This window comes from Clostridium beijerinckii (genome assembly GCA_003129525.1).
Lineage (GTDB): Bacteria > Bacillota > Clostridia > Clostridiales > Clostridiaceae > Clostridium > Clostridium beijerinckii_D.
The window spans coordinates 3,096,634-3,112,844 of sequence record CP029329.1 but is presented as its reverse complement, the minus strand read 5'-3'; the positions used below and the strand labels follow the sequence as shown (position 1 = coordinate 3,112,844).

Genomic DNA, 16,211 nt, shown 5'->3' with positions numbered 1-16,211 from the left:
TATATGTTTGGTGGAATTTCCCAAGCTAACGAATGTGAGTTGGGTTTCTTAATTTATATATACTGAGGAGAAATTAGATATGCTAAAAAAAACAGAAGAACTTTTAATTAATAATTACAACATAAGTGAAAAAACATTTAAAATATACAGACAGGCTATATCCGATACGGAAGATCAATTTAAAGAATATGATGAAATCAGAGAATTTAATCAACTGAAAGTTCTAAGAGCTTTTCAAGCTGAAAAAATAAGTGATTCTCACTTTACTAATACTACAGGATATGGACTTGATGATTTAGGAAGGGATGCTTTAGACAAGGTATATGCTAGGATTTTCAATACTGAAGCTGGACTTGTTCGTCCACATTTTGTTAGCGGGACTCATGCCATTGGGTGTGCTATTGCTGGTAACGTAAAACCAGGTGATAAAATACTTTGTGTTTCCGGACTTCCTTATGATACCTTACTTGGTGTTCTTGGGTTATCAAAAAAGAAAAATTCTGGTTCTTTAGATGAATATGGAATAAAAACTGATATAGTAGACTTAGATAATGATGGTAAATTCCAATTTGATAAGATCAAAGAAGCTCTAAAAGCTGACCTTAATATAAAGCTTGTACATATACAAAGAAGCACAGGATATGCATCAAGGAAATCATTTTTAGTATCAGAAATAGCAGAAGTTATTAATCATATAAGAGAAGTTCGCTCAGATGTAATCATATTTGTAGATAACTGTTATGGAGAATTTATTGAAACTGTTGAGCCTACAGAATTTGGTGCTGATATTATGGCTGGCTCACTTATGAAAAACATAGGTGGTGGAATTGCACCAGGTGGCGGATATGTTGTAGGAAAAAAAGAATATGTAGATTCAGCTGCTAATAGAATGACCGTGCCAGGTGTAGGAGGGGAGTATGGTGCCACTTATGGACTTATGAGAAGTTTTTATCAAGGATTATTCTCAGCTCCTCATGTAGCTATAGAAGCTGTAAAAACTGCGATTTTTTGTGCACGTGTAATGGAAATCGTTGGATTTAAAGTATTCCCAGCATCAACAGATAAGAGGACAGACATAATTCAAGCGATAGAATTTGGAGATCCTAGAAAATTAATTAACTTCTGTAGTGGAATACAAGCAGGATCACCAATAGATGCGTTTGCAGTATGTGAACCATGGGCTATGCCAGGATATGATAGTGAAATTGTTATGGCAGCAGGCGCATTTATTTCTGGATCAACTATTGAATTATCTGCAGATGGACCTGTAAGAGAACCGTATATAGCTTATATTCAAGGTGGACTAAACTTTGATCATGGTAAAATAGGAATACTTATTGGATTAAGTAAAGTATTAGAAGTAGAATAGCAAATGTTATGCTTTTAAAGAGTTAATATTTTATCTGTTATCATAGATTAAAGTGCTAAAAAATAGACTATTTAAATTATCAATTCCCAGAATAAAAGGGCGTTGACAATTTTAAATAGTCTGTTTTTTATTAATCATGCATTTTTTTGAACCTAAAATATTATTTAAAGGAAACTCGACTCACATGCATTCGTTGAGTAAGTGATTCACACAAAATCAAAGATTGCACTGTGTGAAAGTTCGAAGAACGAAATGTAAAATTTCGATTCTCACTTTTAGTTCTCTACTTAAAAGATCTAAATATTCCAACAAGCTTACCTAAAATTTTACAATCATTTACTATTATAGGGTCCATGGTATCATTTTCAGGTTGAAGTCTAATATGATTCTTTTCTTTAAAAAACCTCTTTATTGTAGCACTATCATCTATCAAAGCAACTACTATATCACCATTTATTGCATCTTGTGAATTTTCTATAATAGCTAAATCATTATCTCTAATACCTACATTAATCATGCTTTGGCCAGAAACGCGAAGCATAAAAAGTTCCTTGTCATGTTTTATATAATCTAAGGGTATTGGAAATGTATCCTCTATATTCTCAGTTGCAAGTATTGGAAGACCTGCTGTAATCTTACCTATAATGGGAATATTAATCATTTCTTTTTTTGAAGCTGAAAGTTCTGCTATTTCTAAAGCTCTTGGCTTAGATGGATCTCTTTTGATCATGCCTTTTTTTTCTAACCTTTTTAAATGGCCATGAACAGTTGAAGTTGATCTCAAAGATACGGCTTCACAAATCTCTCTTACTGAAGGTGGATAACCTTTAGCTTCTGTATAAGTTTTTAAAAATTCATATATTTCTGATTGCTTATCTTTTACGTCTAACATTATTAACACCTCACTATTCTTCTATATAGTATAGCATACACTATATTATATAGCAAACTTATGTTCTAAATTTAGAAACATAAATTTTGATTATAAAATAAATTGTTATTTATAAATTTTAATAAACATATCAGTTGGGGTAATATAATCTGAATTTGCTTTAATTAATTATTTTTGATATAATTTAATGATATTCCATAATAGAAAAATGAGGTGTTTTAGATGACATATAAGTATACTGATGATGATTATTGTGATATCTATGAAAATAAGATTTGCGATAATTGTGGCAAGTGTTTGGAGCTAGAAGGTATAGATACAAAGGCCATTAAAATAGAAGATATTGCAAAAACCAAAGAAGAGAATGAATTGTTAGAAGAAGAATTTCTAAATGATTTAAAAACTTCTCTAACTGAAGATGAACTACAAGAAATAGATGAAGAAAGTCTTGATTTAAAAGATATATATAGTAAATTCGGAAAAGCAACAAATGAAATTCATAATTCTGATGAAGATTATGAGGATGCTTTTGAACATATAGAATATTTAGATGAAGTAGGTATAAATGACGATTCGGATATTGATGAAATGACAGAGGAAGTTTATCCTGGAATCAGAAAATTAAAAAAACAATAGTATGTAATTAAGAATTGTGCATAGATTTTCGTTATAGTTCACATAATAATATCGTAATACACTTTAAAAGAAAGGGTGATTTATTGTGAAAAGAAAATCTATTTTAGCTGCAATTATTATAGTTGCAATATCATTAGTTGGTTGTGCTGGAAATTCAAAAACAGGGAATAATGCTACTGGCAATCCTAATACAGCGAATAATGCTGCTGGCAATACAGATTCAACAAGAAATGCTACTGGAAACACAGATAATAATATAACTAATTCTCCAGGGTCTATTAACAATGCTTTAAACTATACTGCTGCGAATTTTAGAGATGATGTTACAAATGCTGGCTATAATATTAAAGATTCAGCTGATACTAAGAAAAATTACTTTAGTGGAAATGAAACGGATTATTTAATAGGAAATGACACGGTTAGAGTTTATGAATATAATTCTGCAAACGACTTACAAACAGATGTAAACAGAATTTCACAAAATGGGTTAAGTATAAGTGGGACAGATGCAAATTACGCTAGAAAGCCTTATTACTATAGAAAGGGTAATTCACTTATAATGTATGAAGGTAATGAACCAGCATATACCGACCACTTTAAAACAATGTATGGAAATACGTTGATACCTTAAATATAAGAACGAAAGTACATATGCCAAAAATTTATTCAAATCAACAAAAGGTTACTAGTATACAAAATTATAACTAGTAGCCTTTTTATTTAGTAGGAGAGAGTAGGATTATAGTTTCGAAAGTGGATTCGATTCTACTGCCTTTCTTAAAGAATCGTCATCTACATGGGTATATATTTGAGTAGTAGATATATTTTCATGTCCCAGTATACTTTGTAGACTTCTTATATCTACATTTCCGTATTTATACATAAGAGTAGCAGCAGTATGCCGTAATTTATGCGGTGTATATTTTTCATCAGTTAATCCTGCATTCGTTATATGTTTCTTTATCATTATTTCAACTGTTCTTTGATTTATAGGAGAATTTCTAGAAGATAAAAATAAGAATTTTTTGTCTTCAGATAAAGCCTTAGAATCATTTCTAACTTTCAAGTAGTTAGCTATAGCTTTGAGGGATGCTTCATTTAAATACACAGTCCTTTCTTTATCGCCTTTGCCTATTATAGTTAAAGTATCATTTTTAAACTTATTAATTTGAATATTGCATAATTCCGAAAGTCTCATTCCACAGTTTAAAAATAAAGTTAAAATACAATAATCTCTTTGATAATTTTTATTTTTTTTATCTAATGATTCTAATAAATGTAAACTTTGATTTAACGTAAGGTAAATGGGGTGTCTTTTGTTAACCTTAGGAGATTCTAGTTCTATGGTTGGATTATCAACTATTATCTTGGCTTTTCCTTGTAAGAACTTAAAGTAAGATTTTAAGGTGGCAACTTTTCTGGCTCTTGCATAAGAACTATTTCCTCTGTATTTTTCTATAAATGACATAAATGCGTAAAGATCTCTTAATTTAATTGATTTTATAAATTCATCATCAATAGATACTATTTCTATTTCCTCAAATGCTATTGTATCATCCTTTACAAGTCCTTTATATTTCCTCATAAATCTAAAAAATATTATTAAATCTTTTTTATATGCGTCAATTGTATTTTCAGATTTATTTTTAATAGTTTGTAAATAAGTTAAAAAATCTACCACCGAATCCGGCAATTTGCTATTATTAAATATATCAAAATCATAATTCATGTTCATAAGCTCCATATATCATATTAAATCTTGTTTAAGATCTTATATAATTATACCAAAATTTATATTTTTAATCAATTATTTCGGGAAATGTATATTTCCCGAAATAATTGATAGGCGTTTTTATAGTATTTAACGTTATTTAATTGTTATTTATAATATTTTTCATTCATTTACTTATTAATATAATTAACGCATTTATACAATTTATTATTCCAATTTTACATGTTTAATTTGTTATAATAAGCTTATTTTAGATTATATATTTAACTTTACAAATGTTAATTTGTTTATTTTTTTATACTTATATTTGTAAAATTGAATTTTGATTCTACAAACATTTAAATATCAATATTAATCTTTACATAGAAATTTAAATTGAAATTAAATAGTTTAATTTCATTAAATATTAATTAATATGTACCTATGCTTCTAATTTTTTAATTTTCATAAAATGATAATTGTTATCAATATTACTTTATCCACCGTTACTACAAGTTAAAGTTATACTTATTTTGAATTATTTCCTATTTAGATTGTGACAGATTTTTGAATTCGAACGCATTTAAATCCAACCAAAGTTACATATTGTTAAAACTTAAATCCGTAAAAAGCAAACTCAAGTTATAGTTAAAATAAAGACTTATTCGTTAATTATTTGTTCCTATATAACACTATTTTTAAACTTTTCTTAAAAATAGCCATATAAGTTTATGGTATAATGAAATATATAATAATGAACATTATCCATTTACTTTTTAAAATTTTAAGGGGGATTAAAAAATTATGGCAAAAGAAAGCAAAACAAATGCTATGAGGATTTTAGATAGTAACAAAATCGAATATGCAACTCATAGTTATGAAAATAAAGATGGTAAAATTGACGGTATAGCTGTTGCACATAAAATAAATAAAGATGTTAACTCTGTTTTTAAGACTTTAGTAACTCAAGGTCACTCTAAGGAATTTTATGTTTTTGTAATTCCAGTAGCTCAAGAATTAGATATGAAAAAAGCAAGCAAAGTTGCCAATGAAAAAAATGTAGAGTTGATCCATGTTAAAGATATAAATAAAATTACAGGATATATTAGAGGCGGTTGTTCCCCACTTGGAATGAAAAAAGTTTTTAATACTTTTATTCAAGAAGACGCTTTATTATTTGATACAATAGTATTTAGCGGTGGAAAAATAGGAGCTCAAATTGAAATGAATCCAAATGATCTAAAAAAAGTTATAGAGTGCTCATTTGTTGATATAATAAAACAATAGAATTAATTTGTCTCTAAAAATGATAAATATTATTTTACAGTATTGTGAATAAATTCACAATACTGTCATTTCTATATAAAATGAAATTAATCTCATAACTATAATAAAATTTGAATATATTTCATTATAGTTATATGTAAGGTTGATGAATTTATTGTGATAGAAAACATTGATGATTTAGTGAAAAATATTAATAATGAAGATAATATTATTTTAACTCCTAAAAATTATGAATTCACTTCTCCCCTTATAATAGGAAACACTTCTAAAATTATAGGAAATGGTTGCAAATTAATTGGACCTATATTAATTTGCAATGATGTTACTATAATCAATGTCACCTTTTTAAGTTTGGAACATATAATAAATATAAGATGTGGTTCTAAAGTAAAATTTATTGCATGTACTTTTATTGGAAATGATAGAAATATTGCAATAAGCCTAGAATCTCAGTCCAATTCCTCTATTTCATTAATCGATTGCAAATTTTCAAATTTTGTGACTGCCCTTTCTATAAATGAAAATAACTCACTCAATTTATTGAAAAATTGCCTATTTCAATTTTGTACTGTGGCAATAGATAATATTGTTGCCGGTTCATTTGTTAATACTCCTGCTATTAAAGATAATTTGATGTTTAATTCTAAAGAACATATATTTCTAAAATTTGATAAGTCATTTTCTACAGATGATTATTATAATTTCTCCTTTGAACTTTGTATAAATAATAATTATACTAGAATCTTCGGAAAAAATAATTCATTAATATTTGATACTATTTCATTTCATGTAAAAAATCTTAAGGAGTTAAATTATATATTGGATACTCACTCTAATTGTACTACTATTTTTTTAGATGATGGTGTTTACAATTTAGAAAATAACACTGAAAACTTTGGAATTCTCATTAACCACCCTGTAAATTTAATCGGTATAAACTCTCCTACTTTTATAAAAACTAAAGAAAACTCCATAGACTATGCTATAACTATTAATTCTCCCAATGTGCGAATAGAAAATTTAAAAATAGATGGAAGTGAAAGATATTTACTTAGAGATGGAATACATTTTGAGGAAAATGGTGGAGCAAATGTTAAGATTAAGAATGTGGAAATCTCACGAATATCAAGACGAGGCATATCCCTTTTTGGCAAAAAGACTAGTAACTGCTTAGTTGAAAATTGTAAATTTTCTTATATTAAAGAGCAAAGTGCTATTTATGTTTTTAAAGATATATATATATATAACTGCTATTTTCAAAATCTTAAAATTGCTATCGATTGTACAGCTGATGGCACCGTTAATTTTCAAAATAATGTATTTGAAAATATATACTGTTGTTTATTAGTTGAAAATCCTTCATTTAATAAGATTAATCAAGCAAATAATAGGTATAATTTTGTAGAAAATCTAGTTATGTTAAGGAATACTTGAACACATTGATACTAGCTTACATAAAATATTATGAAGGAGATGTCCTATGTATACTATAAAATCTCTTGAAATATTTAATCTTAATAATGAAGTAAATTTTGATTTACAAAATTATAAATTAAATAAAAATTTAAATTTTATAGATGCTTGTGGACAATGCTTTCTCAAATTATTTATAGAACTATCAAATTTAAATGAAAGTGACAGATTTGCAATTTTATTAGATAATAAGATTATATGTACAAAAAAGTTATCAGTTCGAAAAAGTTATTCTTTAAAAATTGAAATTCCTTTAGTAGATTTTAATGAATATAGTAATATAAACTGTATAAATAATTCTGACGATCTTTTCATTGCAAATACAATTAAAGGAGGATTATATATGGCAGACCCTGCTGTATTTAGTATTGTTAATATAGACAATGCTAATAACAAAAGTTTTGACTTAACTTTAAGTGAACCATTTAGTAGTGAATTTACAGCTTCAATAGAATCTTTAGATACTAAGATACAATATCCTTGTTCGCTTGTTACCAATTCATTATTCCCTAATGATTCATTAAAAAAGACATTAATAATAGGAAAAATTGATTATTTAAATCCTATAATTACAGATAAAAGTTTAATAGATTTAATAGTTCCAACTAATCAAACTTACAGAATAACTATATACAAGAATAATGTAACAAATGATAGTACTTCTAAAGATATTAAATTAATTCCATATAAAGCTATTTCTGATCCAAAAACAGATGTAAAGATATTTATTACAGGTGATAGAATTGCACAAATTTCATTTATTAATCCTATTAGAAATGCATTCGATAGTGTTCCTGTAGATGCTAATGGAGAACCGATAACAACTGGTACACCTGCAGCTAATATATTATCTAATTTTTATGCTCTATATTATAATAGAGAAACTAATAGATCAATCAACCCTACGCAAGGTAAATGGTCTGGTGCTTTCAATATAGATAGAAAATCATTTTCTGCAAATTTATCTTCAGATGGAAAAACTTTAATACTCCAAGATAATATTCTTTCACTTCCTTTAACAGAAAATGTATCTCATATATTAGCTATTAATAAAGGAAAATATCATTTAAGCCAAACTGATAAAACTAAAGTACTAACAGATTATAGTGAAGAACAAAGAATTGTTCCAATGATGGAAATTGGGTTTGATGTAAGAATATCAGCTACACCTGCACTTCCTATAAGTGCTATTGCTCCTGTTAGAAATCAAGTTACTGTAACTTTTAGTGATGCAGTTATGAAACCATTTGATACTACTTCTAATCCTATTTCTAATGCTAATATATTATTTATTAATGGAACTGCATTAAAATTAAGTTCAGTTACAAGAGTTTCAGGTAGTTTTAAAGATTTAATTTTCACTTTAGATAGTTCAAATGCTTTACCTTCTGGCCCTATTACACTTGGTATTGGTTCTCCTAATATTGGATCTGGTGATTTAGTAGATGCGTGTGGATATATTGTACCACTTACAACTTTATCTGTAAATGTTGGAAGTATACCTCCTAAGTTAGTATCTGCAATTCAGGATCAGGATCCAACTTATACAGATAATACTGTTATAAATTTAACTTTCTCAGCTCAAATGAATGATGATGTATCAGGTACAGGTGCAAATAACCTTGCAAACTATATGTTTGTTGATTCAAAAGGTATTTCTCAAACTATACAATCAGCAGCATTTATAGCAGGAACTAATAATTCCAGTGTTAAAATAATATTTAAAAATTTATTAGGAGCTGGATTATATAATTTAATAATTAATGCTAACGCTATAACAGATATTATTGGAGAAAATATATATTATACAAATTATCCTGTGTCAATTGAGGATACAACTAAGCCTTCTGTCATAGAAATTATTGGATTAAATTCAGAAAACAATAGTGTTATAACAGATAAATCTAATGCTCTTATTATAAAATATAAAACTCCTATGAATGTAATTGGCGGTAGCATAGACAATGCTCGTGCAGCTGATAGACCTGATAATTATAAATTCGAAGAATCAAATCTTCCTGCAACTAATGCTCCACTACCAATAGGAACTTTAACCACACCACTAAACAATAATAGCTGGATTAGATTTATATTACCTGTTTCAAGTAGTTACCCAGTGTTTGAAAATTCAGATACTCTTAATGGAAATCCTAATACTAACTATAATATATATATCGGATATACCGGACTTTATACTATTAATTATGTTTGTAACACTTCCGGAAATATATATCCTCTTTGTGAAGTTGAGAAAATAGATGCAACCGTTCCTCTAATCGATTTAAGCAAAGGTAAAGTTGAAATAACTTCTGATTCTGAACTTAAATTCACTTACACTGATGGATCTACAGTTAATAATAAGTTTTACCATAATCAATTTAATAATATAGCTAAATCAGACTTCCTAATCGGGGTAAGTAATAGTGCTATAACAACTCCAATTAATGATCCATTATCTATTAAAGGAATTTCTTTATCACAAGACGGTACTGCTATCACCTTTACGTTTGATCAAAATACTTTCACTTCAGCTTATAAGTTTGCATATGTTGGTGGAAGTGCTAATAACGCAATCCAAGATATATTCGGAAAAGGTATAGTTGCAGGAAGTAACTTCAATGGCAATGTTATAAACAGTGTTCCTTCAACATTAGTTGGTATAAGTTTAACTGACATTAGACGTACAATGGAAGGAACAGGATATCCAGTTACAATTGCATTGAAATTCTCTAATATAATTAAAAATACAAATCCAAGTGATTTCTTAATGACATTTAATAATCAAATAAATATTCCTATAAATAGTGCTATAGCTTATAATGATACAATAATCATCACCGCTTCAATTCCATCAGTTGCAATTGATGAATTAGATAATATTATTAGTATAAGAACTAGTGCTGATAGCCCATTCATTTCTACTAAAGATATAAATAACAATACAATTAAACCATTTAATTATACACCTGTTATGAATTTATCCGTTTCAAATTCTAGTATGAATTTCGTAACAGCTAATGATCTAAATGCATCATCTTTAAATTGTGTATTTAATAGAGAATTAGATTTTACTAGTGGTTCATTACTTGCAGTTAAAAACGCTGGAGCAACCGGTCTTATAATAGGTGGAGATAATGGTATAAGCTTCACAATTGTAGATTCTAACGGTAAATTGACGAAACCATATATTGATTTAGTAAGTGGTACTGATAAATTGGGTAGAATTACTTTGACTAAGGTTGATCCAAATAAAGAAATATTTAATAGTGCAACAAATACAGCATTAAATATAAATATTAAACAAGGAAATACAAATTCTGAGCTAATACTAACCTTTACAAAATTTACAGATACAGATGATTCAACTCTTAATATAAGCAATTTAGCTTATATAGAATATACTGGTGAATCACTTGTATTCATGGATACAACCAAATCCTTATATGTAAACACAAGTCTAGATTACAATGCTAATGCTACTTTGAAATAACGTAAGCGTCAATGAATCGACGCGTAGCGGTAGCATAATTTAAGTGATAAAATAAACCCAACAGAAAAACTTATATTCTCTGTTGGGTACAAATTTATATAGAAATAATTATTTGGTAGTCTTAACGCGCAGTTCATCTGGAATGCTTTCAGACCATGGCATACATTTTTCTAGTATGTCCTTTTCCTTAACTTCTGAATTTGCAAACATTTCGAATAAATATACTAAATACTTTTCCACTGCTAAGCCATTGGCTTTAGCCGTTTCGGTAATACTATAAAGTACTGCACTTGATTTTGCGCCTTTTACTGTCTTGGAAAACATCCAGTTTTTTCTGCCAATTACAAATGGTTTTATAGCTCTTTCAGCTGCATTATTATCAATTTCAAGACATCCATTTGTCAAGAAAGTTCTCATATATGGCAACAACTTTTGAGCATATGCAAGAGCTTTACCTAAAGGACTTTTAGGAAGCGCATTAACAATTTCATTATCTACATATTCTTGAAATTTACTAAGAATGGGTGAAGATCTCTTGAGCCTTATTGCATGTCGATCACCATAATAATCATCACTACATATATATTGTTCCCTTAGATCCTTTTCAACTTCATAAAGTTGCTCACAATAATTAAACCCTTCTAATGCGTGAGACTGCTTTAGAGCTTCAGGGTTTAAGGTTGATATTATATCAAAGAATTTTCTTCGAATATGGGCCATACAATATAGTCTTTTCATATTCTTAACTTTATTATAGCCATCATATCCATCTGTTTGAAGATATCCAGAAAAACCTTCAAGAAATTCTTCAGCACAAGAGCCAGATCTTGTTTTCTGATAATCATATAAAATTATGTGGTTCTCTATGCCTCCGGAGCGATATAGCCACATGAACCTTTTTGAGTTGGAGTCTTTTCCGTTTTCTTCAATAACCTTCACATAGGTTTCATCGGCATGGATATAATTTCTTCTTAAGAGTTCCACTTTCATATAATCAAAAACAGGCTGAAGTTCATTTGCACAACTTATTATCCAGTTGGATAATGTCTGTCTTGAAAGATTAACATTCATCATCTTAAAATATGATTCCATTCTATATAATGGCATTGCATATTGATATTTCATGCTAACAACATGAGCTAATAATTCATTTGAAGCCATACTTTTATATAAGAAAGTATTTGGCATTTTTGCAGAAATTATATTGGCTTTATCAGCATCCGCTTCGCAATTTTTGCAAGCATATGTATATGAAACATGTTCTTCTATGTAAAGTTCTGCTGGCTTATATTTTAAAATTTCTTTTGATTTTTTACCTATTATAACTAGAACATTCCCGCATTTATCGCAAAATGTTTCAGAGTCAGTAAGTTTATGCTCAATTGTAACTCTATCTAGGCCGGATAAATTATCTTTCTTTCCTAAATGAGAAGATGATTTTTTTCTTGTATATGTAATTTCTTCAACGGAAGGCTCATCTATTTTAATATCACTGTTTTTTTCAGCATCATTAAAAAGTGAGAGCTGTCTCGAATCAACTTGTTCACTAGATTGTCCAAAAATTTTTCTGTTTTTATTAAGGATCTGTCCTTTAAGAAAAGCCAATTCCTTTTTTAAATCATCAATTTCTTTATCTTTTGATTCAATGTCTTTTTCCATTTTAGAAATCAATAATTTTGTTTTTTCATCAAGTTGATTTTCTAAATCTAAAATATCCATCCCTATACCTCACAACAAATATAGGCATATATTACCACAAAACCCTCAATTCCGAAACTTGTAAAAGTTCAAAATTAAGGGTTTACAGCGATATTTGTTTTAAAAGCTATTTCTTACTTCAATTGGCTTAAATTTAGACTTAGTTCTAACTTCATATCCCATAAGCAGCCATTTCAATTCTTCTTTGTTAATTTTAAGAGCTTCGTCTGGAGTCATCGGCCATTTCAATTTATTATTTTCAAGTCGAAAATAGTACAGCCAGAATCCTTCATCAAAGTGAAGTATCTTAATTCTATTCATTTGCCTATTGCAAAAAACAAACAAGGATTTTTCAAACGGATCCAGTTTTAGCTGCGTTTGCACAATCACGATTAGTCCATCAATACTTTTTCTCAAATCAGTTATTCCACACGCAAGATAAACTGTATTAACTTTATTAAGATTAAACATTTGTAATCAAATCCTTAAGTAAAGTGCTCAAAACAGCTATTTCATTAGCCGGTACGTATATTTTAGTGGCTCCTATTTCTATTATTATATTAGGTCTATCAGCTGGAACTACGGTGATTTCAGTTGTTACTTTTTCTTCTCTCATTGAAATTGCATGAAACTGTAAATTATTATCTTCATTCTTAAATTTCTTTTTATAGTAATGAAATTGACTTTTAGTAATGTGATTTGCATTGCAGAAAGTTCCTAACGTTCCTTCGTAAGAAGAAAAGGTAGCAACAATTTCTCTCCAATTTATCTTTTCATTATTATTCATGTAAATAAACCTCCATTGTTAAAATCTATGTTAATTTTAACAATGAAGGTTTATATTTATCTATCCGTTAATTTTTTTACGCTTACGAAATAACTGATTATCTGAAACAAATAATTATTGTTTATAAACAAAAAAATCTAAAGTAATAAGAATAATTCTAATTACTTTAGATTTTTTAATTGTATAATTATTTAACAACTTCTCCAATTAAAGAGAACGAATTTGCCTTAACAATTTTTGCATTAACCAATTTACCTATTAGTTCTTCATCACCTTCAAAATTTACAAGTCTTGCATTTCTAGTTCTACCTGTTAATTTTGATTCGTCATTTTTGCTATGCCCTTCAACTAAAACTTCATATATTTTTCCTTCAGCTTCTTTATTTCCTTGGGCTATGACCTCATTTGAAACCTTGACCAATTTATTAAATCTTTCATGTTTAACTTCCTCTGAAATTTGATTTTCCATTTTATCTGCTGGTGTATAATTTCTTCTTGAATATAAATAAGTAAAGGCCGCATCAAATCGAACTTCTTTAATTAATTCTATTGTTTCATTAACATCTTCTTCAGTTTCTCCAGGAAATCCTACAATTATATCAGTAGAAAAAGTTACGTCTGGAATTTCACTTCTTATTGTCTTAGCTAATGCTATATATTCTTCTTTAGTATAATGTCTATTCATTTCTTTTAAAAGCCTGTTTGATCCATTTTGTACTGGCAAATGGATTTGTTCACATACTTTATCACAATCTCTTATAGCGTAAATTACATCTAAAGTTAAGTCTTTTGGATGAGATGACATAAATCTGATTCTTTCAAGCCCTTTAATATCATTTAGCTTTCGGAGTAAATCAGCAAAAGTTATCTCTTTCTCCAATCCATTTCCATAAGAATTAACATTTTGGCCCAAAAGAGTTACCTCTTTATAGCCTTTGTCTACTAATTCTTTTATTTCCTTTTCTATATCTTCTGGTTTTCTGCTTCTTTCCCTACCTCTAACATAAGGTACTATACAGTATGTACAAAAATTATTACATCCATACATTATAGTTACAAATGCTTTTGAATCACTTTTTCTGTCTATCGGAAGCCCTTCTACTATTTCTGTTTCTTTATCTATAATTTCTTTTATTTGAACTCCATCTGTTTTAACTCTGTTTAAGTATTCAGGAAACTTATATGAATTATGTGTACCAAATATTATGTCCACATAAGGGAATCTTTTCAACATTTCGTCTGCCTTCCCTTTTTGTTGCATCATACATCCACATATTGCTATTATTAAATTTGGATTTTTTTCTTTTTGTTTTTTTAACCTTCCAAGGTTACCGTAAACTTTATTTTCTGCATTTTCTCTAACACAACAAGTATTAAATATTATTATAGAAGCTTCTTCCTTATTTTCAGTACGTTCATATCCTATTCTCTTAAGCATACCTGAAAGTTTTTCAGAATCTTCTTCATTCATTTGACAGCCAAATGTGGAAATACAGAACAGTTTATTTTCTCCATCAATCTTTTCATTATCTAATTTCTCTATATCAAAATTCATTATTTTTCCTCCGTTTTTAAATACAATTCATATAGTATTATAACAAATAATACTTATAAATAAAAGACTATAACTACTCTATATTTTTATACCAAGTAACAAAAGATTCATATTCCTTAAATCCAATTTTATTATATAAAGATAACGCTTTGTGATTACTTTTTTCAACTCTTATATAAATATTACGTATAGAATGTTTATGACAAAGTTCAATCAAATATTTAACTAACATTTCTCCATAACCTTGTTTTCGATATTTATCAAGTATTCCAAGGTTAACTATTGTATAGAGTCCTTTATTACATATAATCTGTCCATAGCCAACAGCCTGTCCATCATCTTTGCATATAAAAACCCCAAAGTTTTTTATATAATATTCTTCATCTTCTTCACAACGAATATCTCCTATTGTTAATGGAATTCTATTCTTTTCATCAAATACTGAATTTTGAATTTTACATCTTAACTCTTCATCTTTTTCCTCTTTAAAATGTTTAAAAATCACTTCGTTTTCATAACGATGATTATTAAATGTAATTGCTTCCATCTTCATTAATACATTTTTAGAATTAACTTTAAAATTTAGCTTCTTCATAATATTTGAAGCTTTTGAAGTAGCAACCATATCAAATCTAAATGTACTAATATTTAAAAAAGATAATATTTTTGAATTAAGTAATTCAATATACTCATCTTTCAAACATATTGCATATATATTGCTAAAGCCTTCATCCGATGGGTATTCGTACCAGATATAACCCACATATTCATTTTTTACTCTAAATAATTTGATTTGCTTTCTTATAATATATTTTACTATAAAAGATTCTTCATTATAAATTTCAAAGAAACTCTTATCGCAAATATAGGCATTTTCATTTTTATTATATAATTTTTCAAAATAATTAATATTAAATAGTGATAGTTTTTCCAAAAAAACCATAAAAATTCCCCGTTTCCCCATTAATAAATAAACTTATTCTTATTTTAATCCCAAAATTGATTTAATAGTGTTATATATGATATCTATCTGATAAATTATAATTCTTCTTAATATTATAGTCAACTTTTAATAATTATATAAGATTATATTAACTTGTTATAAAAAAATGTTTCCTTCATTTCGATAATTTTTATCTCATCTCATGAAGGAAACACAAGATATTTCAGATCCTAATAGTAATATATACTTTTTTTTATAATTTTATTCATTAACTCCATTTACTTTTTGTTACTTGTGGATTTTTAATTTTCCCCTCAAATCCCTTAACTGTATAATACTCTGTTAATATTGATGGATCATATGAAATATA

Annotated in this window: 13 protein-coding genes; 6 read left to right on the top strand and 7 right to left on the bottom strand. The window is 27.8% G+C overall.

The window, feature by feature from the left end:
* The first annotated feature begins 79 nt into the window (after positions 1-79).
* Positions 80-1,369 (top strand): hypothetical protein, encoded by a 1,290-nt coding sequence (locus DIC82_13770; protein AWK52013.1) that lies wholly within the window; start codon positions 80-82, stop codon positions 1,367-1,369.
* 283 nt (positions 1,370-1,652) lie between these two features.
* Here the strand turns inward: DIC82_13770 and DIC82_13765 are convergent, their stop codons facing one another.
* A complete protein-coding gene (locus tag DIC82_13765; GenBank protein AWK52012.1) occupies positions 1,653-2,261 on the bottom strand; it encodes a repressor LexA in 609 nt (202 codons plus the stop codon).
* A gap of 222 nt (positions 2,262-2,483) precedes the next feature.
* On the opposite strand from DIC82_13765, the gene DIC82_13760 reads away from it, so the two are divergent.
* Positions 2,484-2,897 (top strand): hypothetical protein, encoded by a 414-nt coding sequence (locus DIC82_13760; GenBank protein ID AWK52011.1) that lies wholly within the window; start codon positions 2,484-2,486, stop codon positions 2,895-2,897.
* An 85-nt stretch (positions 2,898-2,982) separates the two neighbouring features.
* Positions 2,983-3,528 (top strand): hypothetical protein, encoded by a 546-nt coding sequence (locus DIC82_13755; GenBank protein AWK52010.1) that lies wholly within the window; start codon positions 2,983-2,985, stop codon positions 3,526-3,528.
* Between the two features lie 108 nt (positions 3,529-3,636).
* On the opposite strand, the gene DIC82_13750 is transcribed toward DIC82_13755, so the two are convergent.
* A complete protein-coding gene (locus DIC82_13750; protein AWK52009.1) occupies positions 3,637-4,626 on the bottom strand; it encodes a recombinase XerC in 990 nt (329 codons plus the stop codon).
* Positions 4,627-5,412: 786 nt separating this feature from the next.
* Here DIC82_13750 and ybaK point away from each other — a divergent pair.
* From ybaK to DIC82_13735, 3 genes are all read left to right on the top strand, one after another.
* Positions 5,413-5,895 (top strand): Cys-tRNA(Pro) deacylase, encoded by a 483-nt coding sequence (gene ybaK, locus DIC82_13745; GenBank protein AWK52008.1) that lies wholly within the window; start codon positions 5,413-5,415, stop codon positions 5,893-5,895.
* A 156-nt stretch (positions 5,896-6,051) separates the two neighbouring features.
* Positions 6,052-7,329 carry a hypothetical protein gene (locus DIC82_13740; GenBank protein ID AWK52007.1) on the top strand — a complete coding sequence of 426 codons (1,278 nt, stop codon included), beginning with the start codon at positions 6,052-6,054 and terminating at the stop codon, positions 7,327-7,329.
* A 46-nt stretch (positions 7,330-7,375) separates the two neighbouring features.
* Entirely contained in the window at positions 7,376-10,858 is a 3,483-nt protein-coding gene (locus DIC82_13735; protein ID AWK52006.1) for a hypothetical protein, read from the top strand.
* A gap of 108 nt (positions 10,859-10,966) precedes the next feature.
* Here DIC82_13735 and DIC82_13730 read toward each other — a convergent pair whose 3' ends face one another.
* The 5 genes from DIC82_13730 to DIC82_13710 form a co-directional block, all read right to left on the bottom strand.
* Positions 10,967-12,577, bottom strand: coding sequence for an IS66 family transposase (locus DIC82_13730; GenBank protein AWK52005.1), 1,611 nt, complete (start codon positions 12,575-12,577; stop codon positions 10,967-10,969).
* 99 nt (positions 12,578-12,676) lie between these two features.
* Positions 12,677-13,027, bottom strand: coding sequence for an IS66 family insertion sequence hypothetical protein (locus DIC82_13725; protein AWK52004.1), 351 nt, complete (start codon positions 13,025-13,027; stop codon positions 12,677-12,679).
* Positions 13,020-13,343: a hypothetical protein gene (locus tag DIC82_13720; protein AWK52003.1), complete on the bottom strand. Its 324-nt coding sequence runs from the start codon at positions 13,341-13,343 to the stop codon at positions 13,020-13,022. The genes DIC82_13725 and DIC82_13720 overlap by 8 nt, the downstream gene beginning before the upstream one ends.
* A 187-nt stretch (positions 13,344-13,530) precedes the next feature.
* Positions 13,531-14,898, bottom strand: a complete 1,368-nt coding sequence (gene miaB / locus DIC82_13715; protein ID AWK52002.1) for a tRNA (N6-isopentenyl adenosine(37)-C2)-methylthiotransferase MiaB — start codon at positions 14,896-14,898, stop codon at positions 13,531-13,533.
* Between the two features lie 73 nt (positions 14,899-14,971).
* Complete coding sequence (locus DIC82_13710; protein AWK52001.1) at positions 14,972-15,841, bottom strand: GNAT family N-acetyltransferase; 870 nt, start codon at positions 15,839-15,841, stop codon at positions 14,972-14,974.
* Positions 15,842-16,211: the final 370 nt, after the last annotated feature.

What these genes read in the sequence shown, in the direction of transcription:
- DIC82_13770 (AWK52013.1), top strand. Translation starts at nt 80, where the DNA reads ATGCTAAAAAAAACAGAAGAACTTTTAATTAATAATTACAACATAAGT.
- DIC82_13765 (AWK52012.1), bottom strand. Translation starts at nt 2,261, where the DNA reads ATGTTAGACGTAAAAGATAAGCAATCAGAAATATATGAATTTTTAAAA.
- DIC82_13760 (AWK52011.1), top strand. Translation starts at nt 2,484, where the DNA reads ATGACATATAAGTATACTGATGATGATTATTGTGATATCTATGAAAAT.
- DIC82_13750 (AWK52009.1), bottom strand. Translation starts at nt 4,626, where the DNA reads ATGAATTATGATTTTGATATATTTAATAATAGCAAATTGCCGGATTCG.
- ybaK (AWK52008.1), top strand. Translation starts at nt 5,413, where the DNA reads ATGGCAAAAGAAAGCAAAACAAATGCTATGAGGATTTTAGATAGTAAC.
- DIC82_13735 (AWK52006.1), top strand. Translation starts at nt 7,376, where the DNA reads ATGTATACTATAAAATCTCTTGAAATATTTAATCTTAATAATGAAGTA.
- DIC82_13730 (AWK52005.1), bottom strand. Translation starts at nt 12,577, where the DNA reads ATGGATATTTTAGATTTAGAAAATCAACTTGATGAAAAAACAAAATTA.
- DIC82_13725 (AWK52004.1), bottom strand. Translation starts at nt 13,027, where the DNA reads ATGTTTAATCTTAATAAAGTTAATACAGTTTATCTTGCGTGTGGAATA.
- DIC82_13720 (AWK52003.1), bottom strand. Translation starts at nt 13,343, where the DNA reads ATGAATAATAATGAAAAGATAAATTGGAGAGAAATTGTTGCTACCTTT.
- miaB (AWK52002.1), bottom strand. Translation starts at nt 14,898, where the DNA reads ATGAATTTTGATATAGAGAAATTAGATAATGAAAAGATTGATGGAGAA.
- DIC82_13710 (AWK52001.1), bottom strand. Translation starts at nt 15,841, where the DNA reads ATGGTTTTTTTGGAAAAACTATCACTATTTAATATTAATTATTTTGAA.